This window comes from Aerococcus sp. HMSC062A02 (assembly GCF_001809535.1).
Classification (GTDB): domain Bacteria; phylum Bacillota; class Bacilli; order Lactobacillales; family Aerococcaceae; genus Aerococcus.
Genome location: NZ_KV797946.1, coordinates 20,169 through 39,348, shown reverse-complemented (window position 1 = coordinate 39,348; position 19,180 = coordinate 20,169). Strand labels below are relative to the sequence as shown.

The 19,180-nt window shown below is 47.1% G+C and carries 16 protein-coding genes and 1 other RNA gene; 4 read left to right on the top strand and 13 right to left on the bottom strand.

Annotated elements, in window-relative coordinates; genetic code table 11:
* Window positions 1-410: 410 nt before the first annotated feature.
* The 9 genes from greA to mnmA form a co-directional block, all read right to left on the bottom strand.
* Window positions 411-893 (bottom strand): transcription elongation factor GreA, encoded by a 483-nt coding sequence (greA, locus tag HMPREF2626_RS08910; protein ID WP_070620265.1) that lies wholly within the window; start codon window positions 891-893, stop codon window positions 411-413.
* Window positions 894-976: 83 nt separating this feature from the next.
* Complete coding sequence (gene udk, locus HMPREF2626_RS08905) at window positions 977-1,594, bottom strand: uridine kinase (RefSeq protein WP_067971733.1); 618 nt, start codon at window positions 1,592-1,594, stop codon at window positions 977-979.
* 11 nt (window positions 1,595-1,605) lie between these two features.
* Window positions 1,606-2,802, bottom strand: coding sequence for an endolytic transglycosylase MltG (gene mltG, locus HMPREF2626_RS08900; protein ID WP_083294423.1), 1,197 nt, complete (start codon window positions 2,800-2,802; stop codon window positions 1,606-1,608).
* A gap of 207 nt (window positions 2,803-3,009) precedes the next feature.
* Entirely contained in the window at window positions 3,010-3,291 is a 282-nt protein-coding gene (locus HMPREF2626_RS08895) for a DUF1292 domain-containing protein (protein WP_067971742.1), read from the bottom strand.
* Between the two features lie 6 nt (window positions 3,292-3,297).
* Window positions 3,298-3,723, bottom strand: coding sequence for a Holliday junction resolvase RuvX (ruvX, locus tag HMPREF2626_RS08890; protein ID WP_070620264.1), 426 nt, complete (start codon window positions 3,721-3,723; stop codon window positions 3,298-3,300).
* Complete coding sequence (locus HMPREF2626_RS08885) at window positions 3,723-3,989, bottom strand: IreB family regulatory phosphoprotein (protein ID WP_067971750.1); 267 nt, start codon at window positions 3,987-3,989, stop codon at window positions 3,723-3,725. Before HMPREF2626_RS08885 ends, ruvX begins: the two co-directional genes overlap by 1 nt.
* 86 nt (window positions 3,990-4,075) lie before the next feature.
* On the bottom strand, window positions 4,076-6,727 hold the full coding sequence (alaS, locus tag HMPREF2626_RS08880; RefSeq protein ID WP_070620257.1) for an alanine--tRNA ligase: 2,652 nt from the start codon (window positions 6,725-6,727) through the stop codon (window positions 4,076-4,078).
* A gap of 288 nt (window positions 6,728-7,015) precedes the next feature.
* Window positions 7,016-9,469 (bottom strand): SF1B family DNA helicase RecD2, encoded by a 2,454-nt coding sequence (locus HMPREF2626_RS08875; protein ID WP_070620253.1) that lies wholly within the window; start codon window positions 9,467-9,469, stop codon window positions 7,016-7,018.
* 145 nt (window positions 9,470-9,614) lie between these two features.
* Window positions 9,615-10,736: a tRNA 2-thiouridine(34) synthase MnmA gene (mnmA, locus tag HMPREF2626_RS08870; protein WP_070620249.1), complete on the bottom strand. Its 1,122-nt coding sequence runs from the start codon at window positions 10,734-10,736 to the stop codon at window positions 9,615-9,617.
* 357 nt (window positions 10,737-11,093) lie between these two features.
* Between mnmA and HMPREF2626_RS08865 the strand changes: the two genes are divergently transcribed.
* Complete coding sequence (locus tag HMPREF2626_RS08865) at window positions 11,094-11,624, top strand: TDE2712 family protein (RefSeq protein WP_070620246.1); 531 nt, start codon at window positions 11,094-11,096, stop codon at window positions 11,622-11,624.
* 151 nt (window positions 11,625-11,775) lie between these two features.
* Here the strand turns inward: HMPREF2626_RS08865 and HMPREF2626_RS08860 are convergent, their stop codons facing one another.
* Genes HMPREF2626_RS08860 through gshAB form a run of 3 tightly spaced genes read right to left on the bottom strand, consistent with a single transcriptional unit; the run spans window position 11,776 to window position 15,557 of the window.
* Window positions 11,776-12,123 (bottom strand): hypothetical protein, encoded by a 348-nt coding sequence (locus HMPREF2626_RS08860; RefSeq protein WP_070620243.1) that lies wholly within the window; start codon window positions 12,121-12,123, stop codon window positions 11,776-11,778.
* Window positions 12,124-12,133: 10 nt separating this feature from the next.
* Window positions 12,134-13,264: a cysteine desulfurase family protein gene (locus HMPREF2626_RS08855; RefSeq protein WP_083294422.1), complete on the bottom strand. Its 1,131-nt coding sequence runs from the start codon at window positions 13,262-13,264 to the stop codon at window positions 12,134-12,136.
* 13 nt (window positions 13,265-13,277) lie between these two features.
* Window positions 13,278-15,557, bottom strand: a complete 2,280-nt coding sequence (gene gshAB, locus HMPREF2626_RS08850) for a bifunctional glutamate--cysteine ligase GshA/glutathione synthetase GshB (RefSeq protein ID WP_070620237.1) — start codon at window positions 15,555-15,557, stop codon at window positions 13,278-13,280.
* A 175-nt stretch (window positions 15,558-15,732) separates the two neighbouring features.
* Here gshAB and HMPREF2626_RS08845 point away from each other — a divergent pair, with 175 nt between their 5' ends.
* The 3 genes from HMPREF2626_RS08845 to HMPREF2626_RS08835 all read left to right on the top strand — a co-directional run bounded on the left by HMPREF2626_RS08845 (window position 15,733) and on the right by HMPREF2626_RS08835 (window position 17,859).
* The gene (locus HMPREF2626_RS08845; protein WP_070620234.1) at window positions 15,733-17,016 is read left to right on the top strand and encodes a replication-associated recombination protein A; all 1,284 of its coding nucleotides are present in this window, start codon (window positions 15,733-15,735) and stop codon (window positions 17,014-17,016) included.
* Window positions 17,017-17,077: 61 nt separating this feature from the next.
* A non-coding RNA gene (ssrS, locus tag HMPREF2626_RS08840) (6S RNA) lies at window positions 17,078-17,267 on the top strand.
* 124 nt (window positions 17,268-17,391) lie between these two features.
* Window positions 17,392-17,859, top strand: a complete 468-nt coding sequence (locus HMPREF2626_RS08835; protein WP_067971775.1) for a universal stress protein — start codon at window positions 17,392-17,394, stop codon at window positions 17,857-17,859.
* A gap of 111 nt (window positions 17,860-17,970) precedes the next feature.
* Here HMPREF2626_RS08835 and HMPREF2626_RS08830 read toward each other — a convergent pair whose 3' ends face one another.
* Window positions 17,971-19,158, bottom strand: coding sequence for an acetate/propionate family kinase (locus tag HMPREF2626_RS08830; RefSeq protein ID WP_070620231.1), 1,188 nt, complete (start codon window positions 19,156-19,158; stop codon window positions 17,971-17,973).
* Between the last annotated feature and the right edge of the window lie 22 nt (window positions 19,159-19,180).

The window sequence follows — 19,180 nt, the reverse complement described above, 5'->3', positions numbered from 1 at the left end:
TCTCCAGTCTTTTGCTCCAGAGGTCCACTTCTGATCGCACGCCCTCTCACCCTTTAGTCGGGTTCGGTCGCGCAGAACTGGCTCCTCTTCACAAAATCCTCCCGAAGGCCTCCAGCCTTCTCCAGTCTTTTGCTCCAGAGGTCCACTTCTGACCGCACGCCCTCACACCCTTTAGTCGGGTTCGGCTTGGCAGTCTCGGAGTGATTTCACAAGTTAGAAACGAGCGACTGCTTCGCTCTTATTCTAACTTGCTCCAATCATCCGAGCCTGATCGCCAAGTCTCACACCCTTTAGTTGGGTTCGAGGCTGCAGAAAGGACTCCTCTTCGCAAAATGCTATCGAAGGCTTGCAGCCTTCTCTAGCATTTTACTCCAGAGGTTCCTTTCTCCCGCATCCTCTCACACCCTTTTTTACTCAGCGTTTTCTACTGCGGTGATTTTTAGGGCAAGTTCGCCGCCTGGGGTTTCGAAGCTGACTTGGTCGCCGACTTTTTTGCCGATGAGGGCTTGGGCGATTGGAGATTCGTTGGAAATTTTGCCTGAGAGTGGGTCTGCTTCGGCCTTACCTACGATGGTATAGGCTTCTTCGTCGCCGTCTGGCAATTCCACGAAGGTTACCTTACGACCGATTGAAACTTCGTCGCTGTCTAGTTCGTCAGGGTTAATGATTTCAGCATAGCGGATCATTTTTTCCAATTTGGCGATCTGCCCTTCCACGAAGGCTTGTTCGTCTTTGGCTGCCTCATATTCAGAATTTTCTGAGAGGTCCCCATATGAACGTGCGATCTTAATCCGGCTTACGACTTCAGGACGTTTATTTACTTTTAAATCTTCTAATTCAGCTTCAAGGCGCTGTTTGCCTTCGATTGTCATTGGATAGCTTTCTTCTACCATGAATCTTACTCCTTCATAAATAAATTAAAAATCAATAGCAATAGGGTACCACTTTCATGGCCCTATTGCAATATAAGAATGGCTTATTTTAAGATATCTTTTATCTTAGTTTGTAATAAGTCAATGGCCACGTAGTTCGAGCCACCTTCTGGAATAATCAGGTCGGCAAAACGTTTCGTGGGCTCGATAAATTCTTCGTGCATGGGTTTAACGACAGACATGTATTGGTCAATGACGGAATCTAGGGACCGGCCCCGTTCGGCCATATCACGCTTGATGCGACGGATGATCCGAATATCCGCATCAGTATCAACAAATACCTTAATCGTCATGAGATCTCTTAATTCTGGATCATAGAGTGAGAGGATCCCTTCTAGGATAATAATCTTCTTAGGCTCAACATGGACCGTCTCCTGGCTCCGATTGTGTTCAGCAAAATCATAGACTGGCATGTCGATAGCTTGGCCCTGGCTCAATTGGCTAATATGTTCCTTCAAAAGTTCCATATCGAAAGCCAGGGGATGATCATAATTGGTCTTCTGACGCTCTTCCATGGTCAGATGGGTCTGGTCTTTGTAATAGGCGTCTTGGGGGATGTAAACAATGGATACATCCTTAAATTCTTCCATAATCCGCTGAGTAATGGTTGTCTTCCCACTCCCGGTTCCCCCGGTCACGCCGATAACGATTTGTTCTGTCATGTTGTCTCCTCTTAATTACTTGAACTTGTTGCTGGTGATTGACTTTGGCCAGTTGATTGACTGGCCTTAGGTTGAGCTAGCTTAGCGTCCTCTTCGCTGACGTGTTCATCAACTAGCTTGAGATGGTCTTCATAGGTCTTGGAATAATAAACTTCCCCTGTTGACAGGTCGGCCACAAAATAATAGTAGTCATTTTCTTTGGGATTGAGGACTGCCTGGAGCGACTCCGCCCCTGGATTATTATAAGGGCCTGGTCCTAAGCCTGGATTCTTGTAGAGATTGTAAGGGGAATCCACCTGGGTGTCCTTGATGGTCACGTAAGACTTGTGTTCACCCAAGGCGTAATTGACTGAGATGTCCGATTGGATAGGCATCTTGTCGGCTAGACGGTTATAGAAGACCCCTGCGATCATGGCCCGGTCCTCCGTAGTCGACGCCTCAGCCTCTACTAGAGAAGCTAGGGTGAAGATTTCGTTCACGGATAGGTCAGAAGCCTGGAAGGCGGCCTTGTTATTTTGGTAGAACTTATTCGTTTCATCCACCATCTGGGTCACAAAAGCTTCGAGGTCTTGGCCCTCCCGCAACTGGTAGGTTGCCGGGAAGAGATAGCCTTCTAATTTATAACGGACATCGTTATTTTGGCTCACATCAGCCAGAAGCTCCGGATAAGTGGCCAGGAGCTTTTGGAAATAATCTGGACTGGTCACAAGGGCCATGAAGTCTTGGGCTGAGAAAGGCGTATTCTGCTCGATAATGGTCGCCATCGACTCAATATCCGTCCCTTCTGGAATAGCGATTCCTGCTTCCATTTCCTTAGCCCCTTCAGCTAAGTTTTTAGCTGCTTGGGAGAAGCTAGAATGGGTTTGCATTTTATAAGTTCCCGCTTGGAGGTTTTCAATTGGGTTGAAACGCAGATAGAGGCGGAAAATATCATCATTAAAAATGACCTGCTTATCCTCTAATTCCTGGGCCACACTGGCTTGGGTCGCGCCCTGGGGAACTTCGATGACAATATCCTTGGAAGGCTTAAGGCCCCCAGTTGATGCCATAACCCCAATATAAGCTGCAAAAGCCAAGACGATAACAATCAGGGTCACAAATAAAGAAGTGATTAAACGGTTGGTCACCGACTTCCGCTTGGGCCCTTGGCCTTCTAAGTGTTCCTGTTCGGCTGTTTGTCTAGGCTGCCTTCTTGTTCTTTTTCTCATGTGAACGCTCCTATTCTCTGTTCTCTAGTCGATTCGTGTCAGTGTGTCAATCCACAAGGCAAATTATTGGGCAGACTCTCGCCTGCCACATGATAAAAAAAGAGGCTGGCTTGACGCTGCCATCTCTCAGCCTCTTCTTCAACTGCATCCGTTAACCTGCCCCTATTTGCCAGAATCCTTAGCGGGGTCCAGGAGCCTTGCAGTCAATTACAATTCATCAGATATAAAGGTATTTAAAACTTCCTCTACCATGTTCCACTCTTCATCGCTTTCGATAGGATAGAGACTGCCATTCAATTCATCGTCACTCTCTTGGTAAGAGAAAGCTTGAATTTCAATATCATCGCTGTCCCCTAAACCTGCTGGATAGAGCAGGACATAGGATTTACCAAAATCATCTGATTCGAAGGTAAATAGAATTTCATAGAGGCTCTCATTGCCCTCTTCATCATAAATGGTAATTAATTCTTTATTTTCTTCACTGGCCATAATTTCTCACGCTCTTTCTTGGTCTAAGTAGGTCTGTAAGATAAGAACCGCAGCAAGCTTATCGATCACCTGCTTACGCTTCTTACGGCTCACATCCCCTGCTTCAATTAACATCCGTTCAGCCTGCATGGTCGTCAAACGCTCGTCTAAATAAACAACTTCTAGGTCAAAGTGTTGCTTCACCCTATCGCCATAAGCGCGTGAAGCTTCCGCACGGGGGCCTTCTGAATTATTCATATTTTTGGGTAGACCAATCACGACCTTGGTCGCCTGGTAGCTGTCAATCAACTCGCCCAAACGGTCTAAGCCAAATTCCTCTTGGTCTTCGTTAATCTGGATGATCTCTAAACCTTGGGCAGTCAGTCCAAGGGGGTCGCTAACAGCGACCCCCACAGTTCTTGAACCAACATCTAATCCTAAATACCTCTTCATTAGACCTCGCGCCCACTCTTTTCCATATAACTGCGAATTAATTCTTCAATAATCTCGTCACGTTCATGATAACGAATTAGGTTGCGGGCCTGGTTATGCCGAGGAATGTAAGCTGGGTCTCCAGACAAGAGATAGCCTACAATCTGACTACTTGGATCATAGCCTTTTTCTACAAGTGCATCATATACGATATCCAGTGTTTCACGAACATTTTTTTCTTTATTCTCATCAAACTTGAAAAGAACTGTTTCATCTTTGACACTCATACCTTATCGCACCTCCAAATCTTTTAACATCATTTTAACCAAAATCTGACAGAAGTACAAGAAGCTAGCCCCTATGTAATCAAAACTTAAACTTGGGTTAACACCTTCTTCACCTCAGCTAGGGCATCAGGAATCCCCGCTGGGTTCTTACCGCCGGCTTGGGCCATGTCTGGACGGCCGCCACCGCCTCCGTTAATCTTAGGCGCAATTTGCTTAATAATATCGCCTGCTTTGAGACCCTTGTCGACCAAGTCCGCTTTAACAGCGACTAAGAGATTAGCCTTGCCCTTGTTTGAAGTAGCGAGAACGAGAAGGTCGGAGTCTGTTCTTTGCTTCCATTCGTCAGAAATCTTCCGCAGGTCGTCCATGTTGCGGTTAGGTAATTCTTGGGCGATCAGACGGATACCAGCTACTTCTTCTACATCTTGGAAGATATCCTTAGCTGCTTGGGCATTGGCCTTGGCATGGAGGGATTCAATTTCCTGGCTCATTTCTTTGTTTTGGCTTTCTAATTGTTTGATCCGATTTAAGATGCCATCTCTTTCCTTGGCCTTGCTTTCCACGCGAATATCTTCCAATAAGTCTTCTAAGCCCTGGAAGTATTGGACAGCAGCCTTAGAGGTTAGAGCTTCAATCCGGCGCACTCCTGAGCCGACACCTGTTTCGCTGGTAATCTTGAAGAGGCCAATCTCAGCAGTATTCTTCACATGGGTCCCCCCGCAGAGTTCAATCGACCAATCCGCTACCTTGACCATGCGGACTTCATCCAACTTGTCATACTTGTCGGTAAAGAGGGCCATTGCTCCTTCTGCCTTAGCTGTATCAGCATCTGTAATCACCGTCTTCACAGGAATCGAATCATAAATTTTTTGGTTAACCTCATCTTCAATAGCTTGAAGTTGGTCCGCTTCGATATGACCAAAGTAAGTAAAGTCAAAGCGGAGGTAGCGGTCGTCTAAGAGAGAGCCCGCTTGGTTAACCTGGTCACCTAAGACATCCTTCAAGGCTTGGTGGAGCAAGTGAGTAGCTGTATGGTTCTTGCGGATCAAGCTGCGACGCTCCTTGTCCACCACTAAGCGCACCTCTTGGTTGAGGTCCAAGGACTGAATGGTTTCAATTTCATGCAGGTTCTGGTCATTAGGGGCGTGTTGGACATCAGTGACATAGGCCAATAATTCACCCGCTGGACTGTAAATGGCGCCAGTATCCCCGACCTGGCCCCCCCGTTCGCCGTAGAAAGGCGTCTTGTCAGCGACTAAGTAAGCGACGCTATCAGCGGGAACATGGTCCACTAATTGGTCTTCATAAACCAAGGCATTAATCTGACCCAGGCTTTCTGTTTCTTGGTAGCCAGTAAATTGACTCGGCACGTCGAGCTCAGAAAGGACGGTCGATTGGACAGCCAAGCCCCCCATTTGTTTGCGGGCAGCCCGAGCGCGTTCACGTTGGGCTTGCATTTCGTCATTGAAACCTTGCTCATCAATGCCGAGGCCTTCTTTTTCCAAGAGCTCTTCGGTCAGTTCCAGCGGATAGCCGTAAGTATCATAGAGCTTAAAGGCATCTTGGCCGGAAAGGACCGTTTGATTATTTTCTTTGAGGGCCTGAACCATGTCATCGAGAATAGCTTGACCTTCTTCAATGGTTTCTTGGAAACGTTTTTCTTCCTGACTAATGATAGTTTCGATGAAGTCTGCCTGTTGGCCAATATTTGGATAGTGGCTTCCCATCACTTCAGCTACAACGGGAACCAATTGGGCCAAGAAGGCTTCCTTGATCCCAAGTTGTTTAGCGTACATCACGCTGCGGCGGATTAAACGGCGGAGGATATAGCCCCGACCTTCATTAGAAGGTAAGGCCCCGTCACCGATGGCAAAGCTTACCGCCCGGACATGGTCAGCGATCACTTTAAAAGCCGTATTAATTTCTGGATTTTCCCCGTAATGGTGGCCGTCAGTCAGCGGTTCAATGGCCTTAATAATCGGAACGAAGAGGTCGGTTTCAAAGTTAGTTTCCGTATTTTGGATGACGCTGGTGATCCGCTCAAGCCCCATGCCGGTATCAATATTCTTCTGTTCGAGGGGTTGGTAACTTCCGTCAGGCATGTGGTTGAATTGGGAGAAGACCACATTCCAAATTTCAAGATAGCGTTCATTCTCCCCACCTGGATACATTTCTGGATCATCATCGGCTAAATCTTGGAAAGCTTGGCCCCGGTCAAAAAAGATTTCCGTATCGGGTCCACAGGGGCCTGCGCCCAAGTCCCAGAAGTTATCTTCTACGGGAACAAAGTGGTCTTCACTCAGTTGGGTGGTTTCACGCCAGATATTTAAACTCTCTTCATCGTCTGGATGATAGGTCATGTAGAGGCGGTCTTTGTCTAAGCCCAACCACTTCTCATCAGTAAGGAATTCCCAGGCCCAAGGCAGCATTTCTTCCTTGAAATAGTCGCCAATGGACCAGTTCCCTAACATTTCAAAGAAAGTTTGGTGGCGGGCAGTTACCCCGACATTCTCAATGTCATTGGTCCGGATACATTTTTGGGCATTGGCAATTTTAGGGTTTTTAGGTTTTTCTGACCCATCCAAATAATGTTTCAGGGCAGCTACCCCTGAGTTGATCCATAAGAGGGTCGGATCATCTTGGGGAACCAGCGAAGCGCTGGGATAGATATCGTGGGACTTGCTTTCCCAGAAATCTAAGAATAATTGCCGAATGTCTGCACTAGTTAATTGTTTCATCATATCCTCCTAAAAAAATAACGGCGCTATTACAATAAAGGGCGCTTGAAACGCGGTACCACCTTTATTGTAATATCACCGTCTTTGATATTACCACTTCATTAGCTTGTTAACGCGAGCGCGGCAAATTTTCATCTGCGATTTTAAGAAGAGAGCGTCCATTGAGGAGTGAACGCTTGCACTATCCGTTCTCGCTAGTAGTCTCATGGATAAATTCTTCTCTAGATTTCAAATCATACTGATTATAATGCGTCTTAGGCCATGCTGTCAAGTCGCGGGCCCATTCTTCTAGAAATCATAGGGACTTAACCCATCCATCCCAATCATCGGGTCAATGGCCTGGCTAGCTACCAGGTCTGGGGTCAGTCGCTTAGGGCCCTGGTCAAGATCGGGAGTCTCGGCTTTTAAGGCTGCTTCTTTAGGGGGCTGTTTTAGTTCAGAAGCTATTGCTTCCTTCTGATTCGCCGGAGACTCTTTACCGGCACGAATCAATAGGAAATCATAGAGCTGGGTCTGCCGGCTAGCGCCCTGGTGCTGGATAGCATGGGCAAAGGCCGCCTCTTCCCCGCACATAATCAGAGACTGCTTAGCCCGGGTAATAGCTGTATAGACCAGGTTGCGCTTGAGCATACGTTGGTGCTGGTGGACTAAGGGCAGGATGACAATAGGGAATTCCGAGCCCTGGGCCTTATGGATAGAGGTACAGTAAGCCAGAGTCAACTGCTTCCAGTCGGTTCGCGTATAGGTCACCTCGACCTCATCGAAGGCTACCACGATTTCATCTGACTTTGATGCGGTTTCTTTGGCGAAGAAGATGGCCACAATTTCCCCCATATCCCCATTAAAGACATTCTTTTCAGCCTGGTTTTGCAGCTGGAGCACCTTATCCCCTACCCGAAATATCTTCTCAAAGTAGACCACTTCCCGCCGCTGGTTATCGGGATTGGGATTTAAGCGCTCTTGGAGGACCTCATTGATGTGGTCGATTCCTGCCTCACCCTTATACATGGGAGCGAGAACTTGGACATCGCACAAAAGATAGTCCTTGGCCACGGCACGTTCGGCGATCTGGGCAACGATTTCCGCAATTTGCGCGCTCTGGGCCTTGATAAAGGACCGATCAGCGTGTTGGCGAGTCAGGTCTGGCGAGAGCAGGCCCTGCTTGATCTGGTGGGCCAATTCGGTAATCGAGGAGTCATCACTCTGCCTAAAAATTTCATCCAACTCCCGGGCTGGTGCGACCTGGGCCCTCAAGATGTCAGCCAGCACCTGGCCAGGGCCAACTGACGGCAACTGGTCCTCGTCCCCGACAAAGATGACCTGCATATAAGGCGGGATGCTCTCAAGGAGCTGGTAGGCTAGCCAGGTATCTACCATGGACAGTTCATCGACAATCAAGAGGTCGGCTTCTAACATCTGCCCGATTCCCTCGACCCCTTCATCGGATTCATCCTTGGTCAGGCCGAGCAGGCGGTGGAGAGTCGAGGCGGGTAGACCAATCACTTCAGACATCCGCTTAGCCGCCCGTCCTGTTGGCGCGGCTAAGGCTATAGGGAAGCTATCCTCCAGATAGTCTTCCTCCGCCAAGGACAGGTTTTTAAGCTGGGCATAGACAGCAACAATCCCCTTAAGGACCGTCGTCTTCCCCGTCCCAGGCCCACCAGTTAGGACATAGAATTTGGATTGGAGAGCTTCTTTAATGGCTTGTTTTTGGGCATGACCATATTTGAGATTCCACTCAATCTCCACCTGATCAATAGCCCGGTCAATGGCTTCATGGTCTAAATCCTGACCGAGCGGAGAGGCAATCATATCCGTCAGGCGGCGAGCAATAGTCTCCTCTTGTAAGAAGAGATGGGGCAGGGCCACCCGGGTCGAACCTTCAGGGCAGATAAGGAGGCCTTCTTCCAGCATTTGGTCTAAAGTATCTTGGACAGCTTGAGCGGGCACCCGGTCCTGGTAGAGGCCCAGATTGACCTGGTCTGTCGCCACTTGTACCAGCTGGTCCGCTTCCACATAAGTATTGCCGGACCGGTAGCAGATTTCATAGAGGCAATAATTTAAGGCCCCAGCCAAACGCTTGGGACTATCATAGGCCAAGTCCATCTTAGCCGCTAGCTGGTCCGCCCGCTTGAAACCGAAGCCCTCAATCTCACGCACCAATTGATAGGGGTTCTCCTCGATCACTTCCACGGCTTGGTCCCGGTATTTCTCATAGATCCGAGCAGCCAGGCTAGACGAAAAGCCCCATTCGGAGAGCTGCATTATCACCCGCTGACTGCCTTGGTCTTCTTGAATCAACTCCACCAGCATGGTCCGCAATTTCTTGGAAAGCCCTTTGACTTCCTTCAATCGTTCAGGCTCAGTTAATATCACATCGATGGCCTGGCTACCGAGGACTTCGACAATCCGGCTGGCCAAGGTCTTCCCAATGCCTGGAAACTGCGAAGAAGAAAAATAACGGACTAGTCCATTCTTACTGGTGATTTTAACCGGTTCAACAGATTGGACTTGAAACTGAAGGCCATACTTGGCATGTTCAACCAAGTGACCATTAAATTGATAGGCCGTCCCTTCTTGAACCGAGACAAAATTCCCAGTCACGACAATTTTTTTCTCCGAGTACATAGTATTAGTTTCTTCCACAGAAATTTGCATCACCTTGTAATAATTAGTCGGATTCTCAAAGAAAACCGCCTGGATTTCCCCAATTATATAATCTAAATCCTCCGTCTGACTCATCTCTCTCCTCCTTTCATTGCGATTCCTATGCGCTCCGCTCTTAGACATCAGCAGCGCCTTCAAACTTTAACACTCCACCTATTATAGCACAAGGCCCTCCCAAAGAAAAAAGCCCCAGATCTCTGTCTGGAGCTCATGCTATTATTTACTGATACTGCAGTTGCTTGTCGCCTTGGTAGGCAGCATCGATAGTACCCCCACCCAAGCATTCTTCCCCGTGGTAAAAGACAATAGCTTGGCCTGGTGTAATCGACCGGGCAGCTTCTTTGAAGGTCACCTTGGCTGTTCCATCGTCTTGAATTTGGACACGGACAGGCAGGTCCTTTTGCCGGTAGCGGGTCTTGGCTGTACATTCAAAATCCTTCTCTGACCAATCATCCTGGGTAAAGGAAAGGTCGCTGGCTGCTAGCCAATCCGCATAGAGCATGGGATGGTGGAAGCCTTGGCCTACATAGAGTTCATTCTTAGCTTGGTTCTTACCAATAACAAACCAAGGCTCATTGCCCTTGCTAGTCCCACCAATGCCTAGGCCCTTACGTTGGCCAATGGTATAGTACATAAGCCCGGCATGTTCGCCCATTAGCTGGCCATCCAGGGTCAGCATCTTGCCAGGTTTAGCTGGCAAGTAATTGGAGAGAAAGCCCTTGAAATTCCGCTCCCCAATAAAGCAAACGCCTGTGGAATCTTTCTTATGGGCAGTAGCTAGGTCATTTTCTTCAGCGATTTGACGGACTTCCGATTTCTCCAAGTGGCCGATGGGGAAGAGAGCTTTCTGCAACTGCTTTTGAGACAATTGGTTCAAGAAATAGGTTTGGTCCTTATTGTTATCCTGGCCTCTCAGGAGGTGGACACGACCATCCTCATCACGGCGGACTTGGGCATAGTGGCCCATAGCGATATAGTCCGCTCCCAACTCTTCAGCATAGGCTAAGAAGGCCTTAAATTTAATTTCTTTATTGCACATCACGTCCGGATTGGGTGTCCGGTCCTTCTTATATTCATCTAAGAAATAAGTAAAAACCCGGTCCCAGTACTCTTTCTCAAAATTGACGGAATAATAAGGAATGCCAATCTGTTCAGCAACCTTAGCTACATCTTGGTAGTCTTCAGTCGCCGTACAGACACCATTCTTATCCTTTTCATCCCAATTCTTCATGAAGAGGCCAATGACTTCATAGCCCGCATCTTTCAATAAGAGCGCGGAAACGCTAGAATCTACCCCTCCAGACATGCCGACAATGACACGTTCTTTCTTTTCTTCTGACACAACATCACCATCTTTCTTTATAAATTTACGATTGAAGGTCGCATTTGTGTTGTGTTAACATCTCCCTATTTTACGGCCTCCCCAGGGAAATTTCAAGTGAGAGACCATGACAAAAAATCCTCCCTCTTTTAAAAATATCGAAACTTTTTAGCAAAAATCTGTTTCAATAGTTCACGGACACTTGCTATAGCTGTTCGACGCATAGCGACTTACAGATATAGTATACCTTAGCTGATTCAGTCCTAAGCGACTTTTATCACACTCCCATAACAAAAAAATGGACAAATAAGGGCTTTCATGTTATAACTCTCCTAGGGTTTAAACTGCGCGATAATAGAAAGAAGGCATGACATTTATATGTTAGAAAGCATTAAAATTAATAACGAAGTAATTGAATTACTCCAATTTCTATGGCAAACCGTAGCGGCTGGAAACAAGGTCAGCGATTCCTACATCTCAGATATTGTATCGAATCCCGCGATGGAAGCCATTTATACGGAAGACTTCAGCCAAGAAACTGCCCGGATGGTTCTTTCTGCTATCGTTAACAAGGAACCTCTAGCAGAAGCCAGTCCGAAAGCTAAGGAATTTTATGACTTTAACTTCTTTAACGCCGATGATCCGGGTAACGTTGAAATGATGCTCCCTATTGTTAAACAATTAAATGTGGATCAATTAAAGGATGACTTTAATGACGAGACGCGTTTCCATAAACTCATTATCAATTTCGTTGGAGCCTATGATATCAGCCATGTGATTGAAGAGAACGTTTTAACCATCAACTTCTTCAAGCTCGGCATTGATTGGGCGACCATGGACCAAGCCCTCATCGAAGGCCAAAGCCTTGAAGACTTTATCCAAGCTTGCGCCAAAGAAATCCTCAATTAAAACAAAAAAGTTAACTCTAGAAACAGCTGGCCCTTTCACCAGGACCTCTGAGCACTAAGCAAAAAATAGAGAGGCTGGAATTTTTATTCCAGGCTCTCTATTTTTCTTTGTTTCATAATAAAGCCGTACAGCCGCTTCAGCCAAGGCTCGCTTAATCAGAGACTACTTGGATGATTTGGTATTTTTCCATGTCGGCTAAGATAAAGTCCAAGGCCTCAACAAAGTCTGCCATACCATCTGACTTAAAGACATTGACCGTTTTTAAGCCTTTTTGATTGGTCACATTCATTTTAAGCCCCGTTAGCTCTTTGTCCACAGTGATCTTCAAGCGCACGCTACGGGCACTGGCGAAATCAGGCTTCACTTCCTGGTCATATTGGAAATTGCCTGATTTTGTTTCAGCAAAATGATAGTCACGCAAGCTATATTTTTTACAGTCAGGGTGGAGCTGGTAAACTTTAGCTCCCCCTGGTAACTTTGCGGTTTTTGGATAAGCCATAGAATCCTCCTTATGAATCAAAACTAGCTAATAAATCAAGCACTTGGTCAAGCTCAGCCTGACTGGTATGCGGATCAAAAGATAGGCGCAAGCTTTGACGAATGCGGTCATCTTCTTCCCCATACAAATTGACCAAGACGCGGCTAGGCTCTAAAGATCCCGCACTACAAGCAGAGCCAGCTGATAAGTAAACATCTTGGAGGTCACACTTGATCAGGGTTTGGTCACTCGGGTGTCCCGGCCAATAAATATTTAAGATATTCGCCAGTTCGGCTTGTTTAGGCCCGTTAATTTGGAAATTGAGCCCCCGCGCTTCAGCTCCATCGAGGAAATATTGGCGTAGAGAGCGCAATTTTTCCATCCGCTCAGCCAGATTATCCTTGGCCAAGTCAACCGCCTTGGTCAAGCCAGCAATGAGCGGATAACTTTCGGTAGAGGCTCGCTTGCCGTGTTCCTGGCCACCCCCGGGCAGGTAAGACTTGAAGTTCTGCTTACTGTCTCGGTAGTAGAGAAAACCGATTCCCTTAGGCCCATGGATCTTATGCGCTGAAAGAGCCAAGGCATCAATGTGGAGGGCTTCCACATCAATCGGTACCTTCATGTAAGTTTGTACCGTATCGGTGTGGAAAAAGATCCCTCGCTCCTGGCAAATCTTCCCGACCTCCTCAATCGGTTGGAGACTGCCCAATTCATTATTCCCATGCATGATCGATACAATAATGGTATCTTCATGCAAGGCCGCTTGGAAGTCATCTAGCGAAATATGCCCATCTGGGTCTAGGTCTAGATAAGTCACGTCAAAACCTTGTTCTTCCAGGCGGTGCATGCATTGGTAGACGCTTGAATGCTCCACCTGGCTTGAAATAATGTGGCGCCCCTTCGACTGCAAGCGCTCAGCAGTCTCTAGAAGGGCCGTCGTATTCGCTTCCGTTCCGCTTGAAGTAAAGATAATATCCTCCGCCTTGGCATTCAAGGTCTCCGCAATCGTGCGCCGGCAGGACTCAATCTTATGGCGGACGTCTCGACCTAATTGATAAGTGCTTGAAGGGTTGCCAAAATCATTCAAAAAGGCATCTGTCATGCAGGCCACCACATCCGGATGGACGGGAGTGGTGGCAGCATAATCTAAGTAAATAGACAAATCTGATTCCTCCTTAATCTTTAAATGTTTTTTCAGGGAAAAGATAGGCAAGTAGGTCTTTGGAGATACGTCGTCCCTTGCCCTGGGCTGGGTAAATATGCATCATCATCATGGGATTATAATTGGCTTCAATTAAAGCATAATTATCTGCCTGGGCAGCTTGATGGCGGTCTCTGATCATCAAGTCAAGTCCCGTCACCTTAACGTCTAGGGCCTGGGCCATTTGGCTAGCTAGCTCCAGGTAGGAAGGATCCATATCGTCCGTCACATCGATGGAATCGCCCCCTGTTGAAATATTAGAATTTTCTCTTAAAGGAACGATTTCATCCGCTTCAGGGACACTATCGAAGTCATAGCCGTAAGCTTCTAAGACCAAAGCCGCGGACCGGTCTAGGCTGATCTTTTCCAATGGGGTCCGGTGGTTCTCGCCCCGCTTAGGATCCTGGTTCTTAAGGTCAACCAGTTCGCGGATACTGTGCTGGCCGTCTCCTTTAACAAAGGCCGGAACTCGGAGCAATACGGCTAAACACTTGCTATCGAGAACGAAGAAACGGTATTCAGTCCCCTCAGCAAATTCCTCCACGAGAACAGTATCATCATAGCCAAAAGCAATATCAAAAGCTTCTCTAAGGCCTTCCTGGCTAGCCCCTTCTTTAAAGATAGAAATGCCTACCCCCATATTCGTCGATTTGGGCTTGACCACGACTTTCTTATCCACAAAGACCCCTGCTGCAGACTGGGCAGCGTCTAGTGAGTTAAAAGTCTGGCTCTTAGGCACCGTAAAACCGGCCGCCTGGAGCAAGTCCTTGGTCACGACCTTATTGCCCATCAAATAATAAGAGATCAGCGAATCTTTGCCCGTAATATTAGCATTTTTAATATATTCCGTATGGTCCCGGTAGGTCAGGGCAATTAATTGGTCTTGCCGGTCCAAAATATCAATCCACAGGCCTTGCTGGATCGCATCTGCAAGTAGGATTTGAGTCGATAATTCCATATCCTCAAAGCCCCCTAAGAGATAGGGATGGGTAAGTGCCGCTTCCTTATTGGCCTTGGCACGGTCTAAGTTATTTGCTAACCAAGTGTCGACGGTCGGATTGTTTGTCACCAAACGTCCACTCGGGGTAAGGCTAGGATCCAGCAGACGCTGGCGCATGCTGTCAATGAGCGGATTGAGGGTCTCGGAAACGCCTAAGCTTTCCACCATATCGGTCATGCCCTCTAAGAGGCTGAGTCCTTCTTCCTGGTAAGCGGTTGGCTGGAGCGTTTCTTCTTCTGCAACCTCTAACTTCATCTCATAGCCCTGGTAAACTTCAGGCATCTGGCAATCCATATCGGCCCATACGAGGTAGAGGATGAAGTATTTCATGAAACGGATGTCATCCAGACCAATCCCATAAGCTTCCTCCGCTTGGATATCGAAGAGGCGAAATTCCAGATACTTAATTCCTGTCTCCAAGAGACCTCGAGCTTGCTTAGCCCCGCGCAAACGGACATTGGAGTAGAATTCCTTCTCAGCAATCAGGCGGCCATCCTTGACATTGGCTTCTAATTCTTCCACATAGTCTGGAAGGTTATCGTAGGTGTAGGTCACATCTTTCTTATTAACATAGCCCAAATGGGAATTGCGGATGCTCCGGATAGGATGGGGGAAAATATCCTCTGCCCGATTATAGAAGGAGGCATGGGCGCTCGGAGTCGCGCCAAATAAATAGACAATCAACCACTCATAGCGCAAGAAATTGCGGGCTAAACGCAAATAAAAGGCCGTTGTAAATTCTTTGATGGAGGCATAGCCCTGGTCATCGGCCTGGTAGAAGATTTCTAGCAGGTCTTGGTCAAAACCAAAGTTAAAATGAATGCCAGAAATCATTTGCACCTTCTTGCCATAAGCCTTAACCAAGTACTCTCGGTAAGCCACATCTTCAGCTTTGTCGAGGTCAGCCACATGGATGGCATCATCTTCTGGTAAAACCGGAGGCATGCTAGAAGGCCAGAGCAATTCATCCTCTGCCAATGATCTTAAAGCTACTTGGTGGATGGCCTGAAGCCAATGGTAAACTCCCTCTTCTGAATAAACAGGAGGAGTCACCAACTCCAATTGGGACTCCGCAAAGTCTCTTTGGATATACTTGTTATCTGAACTGCCATCAACAGCAGATGGATGGGGACTTCGTGCTAAGTCTCCATTTGTTTTGATACGATGGCCTTCCCGCTCAATACCGAGCGACACATGCTGGAAGGCGGTTTTCAGTTCGGGGTGTGCATTAAGGAAAGCTTGAAAATGACGCATACACAGCTCCTTCTCTCTTTTTATAAATTTAGATAGACTATATGACTATTTTAGCACGGGGATCTGGTATTCGCACAGATTTAAACTTAATTTAATTATTTTTAGTAAGTAAATTCCTTTCAGTCTTGATTTATAGTATATTAGAATAAGAAGATAAACTAAAGGAGGTAATCATATGGCCCAAGCAAAAGCCCCGCTCGCTTATCGGATGCGGCCTCAAAAAATCGAGGATATGCTCGGCCAATCCCACTTAATTGGCCCCAAACAAATTATTCGGCGGATGGTGGAAGCCAACCGTCTTAGTTCTATGATTCTCTATGGTCCACCTGGAACGGGTAAGACCAGCCTGGCCCAGGCTATTGCTGGGTCACTCGATATCCAACTACGCCAGCTCAATGCTGCAACCGACACTAAGAAAGACCTCCAGCAAGTCGCTGCCGAAGCTAAAATGAGCGGGCAAATCATCCTGCTCTTAGACGAAATCCACCGCTTGGACAAGGCCAAGCAAGACTTCTTGCTCCCCCACTTGGAAAACGGACGCATTATCCTAATCGGTGCGACGACTGAAAACCCCTATATCAGCATTAACCCAGCCATCCGTAGCCGGACGCAAATCTTCCAGCTCGAACCCCTCAGCCAGGCTGATATCAAGCAAGGCCTAGAGAAAGCTCTGGCCGATGAGGAAAGAGGGCTCGGCAAGCTTGCCATTCAAATCGATGACGTTGCCCTAGACCACCTGGCCCAGGCCTCAAACGGAGACATCCGCTCTGCCCTCAACGCCTTGGACTTGGCAGCTCTCTCAACCCCTGAAGACGACCAGGGCCAGATCATCATTGACCTCGCAACAGCCGAGAATTGTATCCAGAAGAAGTCCTTCAGCCACGATGCGGATGGCGACCAGCACTATGATGTCATCTCCGCCTTCCAGAAGAGTATTCGCGGGTCAGACGTTGATGCCGCCCTCCTCTATGCGGCCCGTTTGATGGAAGGGGGCGACTTAAAAGTCCTCTGCCGTCGCCTCTTAATTACGGCTTACGAAGATATCGGTCTAGCCAATCCAGAAGCCTGCCAGAGAACCCAAGCAGCGGTCAATGCCGCCCTTCAAGTCGGCTATCCGGAAGCCCGGATTCCCCTAGCTAATGCCATCATTGACCTGGCCCTATCCCCCAAATCCAATTCAGCCATCAAGGCCATCGATGCTGCCCTAGCTGATGTCCGCCAAGGCAAAGCTGGACTCGTCCCCAAACACCTGCGCGACGGCCACTATGCAGGCTCTAAAGCGCTCGGCCATGGCCAAGGCTACCGCTACCCCCACGACTACCCAAACCACTGGGTCGCCCAAAACTACCTGCCTGACACCCTCAAAGGTAAACATTACTACCAGGCTGGTCAAACCGGTAAGTACGAACAAGCCCTCGGACAGATGCAAGCCTACCGAGAAAAATTAAAAAAGGGATAAGTTAAAAGTTTCAGGCGTAATCGCTTGCATTTTCTACGATCTAATGATAAATTATAAGAGAAGAGTTCTGAAGTGTACGTGTTATTCCTTTAATGTGTTGACCGAACAAATTTTACTATCTAGGGATTCGTGAACTCCAGTGGAGGACACGCCCCATCACGGGGAAGTCTGAAGCTGGATAGCGAAACCCACCTGCACTTAAGAGAGCGGGTTCAATACAGATAGAGCACACGGCACCTGTCGGAGCTCTTTTTTTATTTTTTCTTATTGAGCTCTTATGAAAAGGCTTGTGAAATCTTAAGCTTACAGCGATGAAATCGATTTAATTTTTTCAAAAAGATGTTATAATAGAGGTAAAGAAGGAGTGTGATCACTATGTATCAAGAGTATTCACGTATTTTAGCCCCTATTGATGGTTCTAAAGAAGCTGAACTAGCTTTCAAAAAGGCGGTCCATGTGGCAAAGCGCAATAACGGTGCCCTAGTCATCGCTCATATTATTGATACACGTGCTGTCCAAACCCCAACCGGCTATGAAGGCGCCTATACCAATGAATTAGTGGAACAAGCTTCTAGCGTTCTCAATGATTACAAGACCTACGCTGAAAAAGAAGGTGTCCAGGAAGTTGAAACCATTATTGACTATGGTTCACCAAAAGTTCAAATTGCTAAAGACCTAGCCTTGGAAAAGGAAATTGATCTGATTATGATCGGGGCAACGGGGCTGAATGCAGTTGAACGCCTCTTCATCGGTTCTGTTTCAGAATACGTTATCCGCAATGCGCCTTGCGACGTCCTAATCGTCCGGACTGACCTGGAAAACAATGAATACCACCGTAAATAGTATAAGATTATAAGAGACAGGCTTAGCGCCTGTCTCTTTTTCAAAGTAAAAAAGCGTGCCTCTGACTCAGCTGAATCAGAAAGCACGCTTTTCTTATAATAGTGATTGACTCTAGATATTACCTAGACGTACAGTATCGCGGACGATCATCAATTCTTCATCAGTCGGAATTGTCCAGATAGCTACCTTGGAATCATCAGCTGAAATCTTAGCTTCATCTCGGGTATCATTGCGTTCGCTATCTAACTTAATACCAGCCCATTCCATGTCTTTACAAATTTCTTCACGGAAGGAAGCAGAGTTTTCACCGACACCTGCAGTGAAGACAATAACATCAGCTCCACCCAGAACGGTTAAGTAGGAACCAACATATTTACGAACACGGTCATAGTAGATATCTAAAGCAACTTGGGCACGTTCATTGCCTTCAGCGGCAGCTGCTTCAACGTCACGCATATCAGAAGATACGCCTGAGATACCCAATAAGCCGGACTTCTTATTCAAGATAGTAATCATTTCATCCATGCTGAGGCTTTCTTTTTCCATGATGTATTGGAGTAAGGAAGCATCAACGTCGCCGGAACGGGTCCCCATAGTAATCCCAGCTAGAGGGGTGAAGCCCATGGAAGTATCGACAGACTTGCCGCCGTCAACCGCTGTAATCGACCCACCATTCCCGATATGGCAGGTAATGATCTTGAGGTCCTTAATGTCTTTACCTTCTAATTCAGCAGCACGTTCTGCCACATACTTATGAGAGGTACCGTGCGCACCATAGCGACGGGCTTGGTGTTTTTCATAGTATTCAAAAGGCACAGAATAGAGATAAGCCTTTTCTGGCATAGTGGTATGGAAGGAGGTATCAAAGACACCCACAGTTGGTTTGCCAGGTAGAACTTTTTGGAAAGCACGGATAACCTTAGCTTCTGCAGGGTTATGTAGAGGGGCAAAGTCAGCCAATTCTTCTACTTTTTGGATATCTTCTTCATCAAGTAAGGCAGAGTCTTTAAAGTGTTCGCCCCCTGCCACAATCCGGTGGCCAGAGCCAGCGATTTCATCAAAGCTTTCAATCACCTTAAGCTCTTCTAACTTCTTGAGTAAGTGGTTGATCGCAACTTCGTGGTCTTCAATATCTAGGGTTTCTTCATGCTTTTCCCCTTGGAATTTAACGGATACGATCGAATCTTTTAAGCCGATCCGTTCGATAATACCGGATGAAATCACTTCTTCAGAAGGAACTTCATAGATTGAGAATTTCAAACTAGATGAGCCTGCATTAATTGCAAAAACTTTTGACATACTTTTTCTCCTCTTCACATAA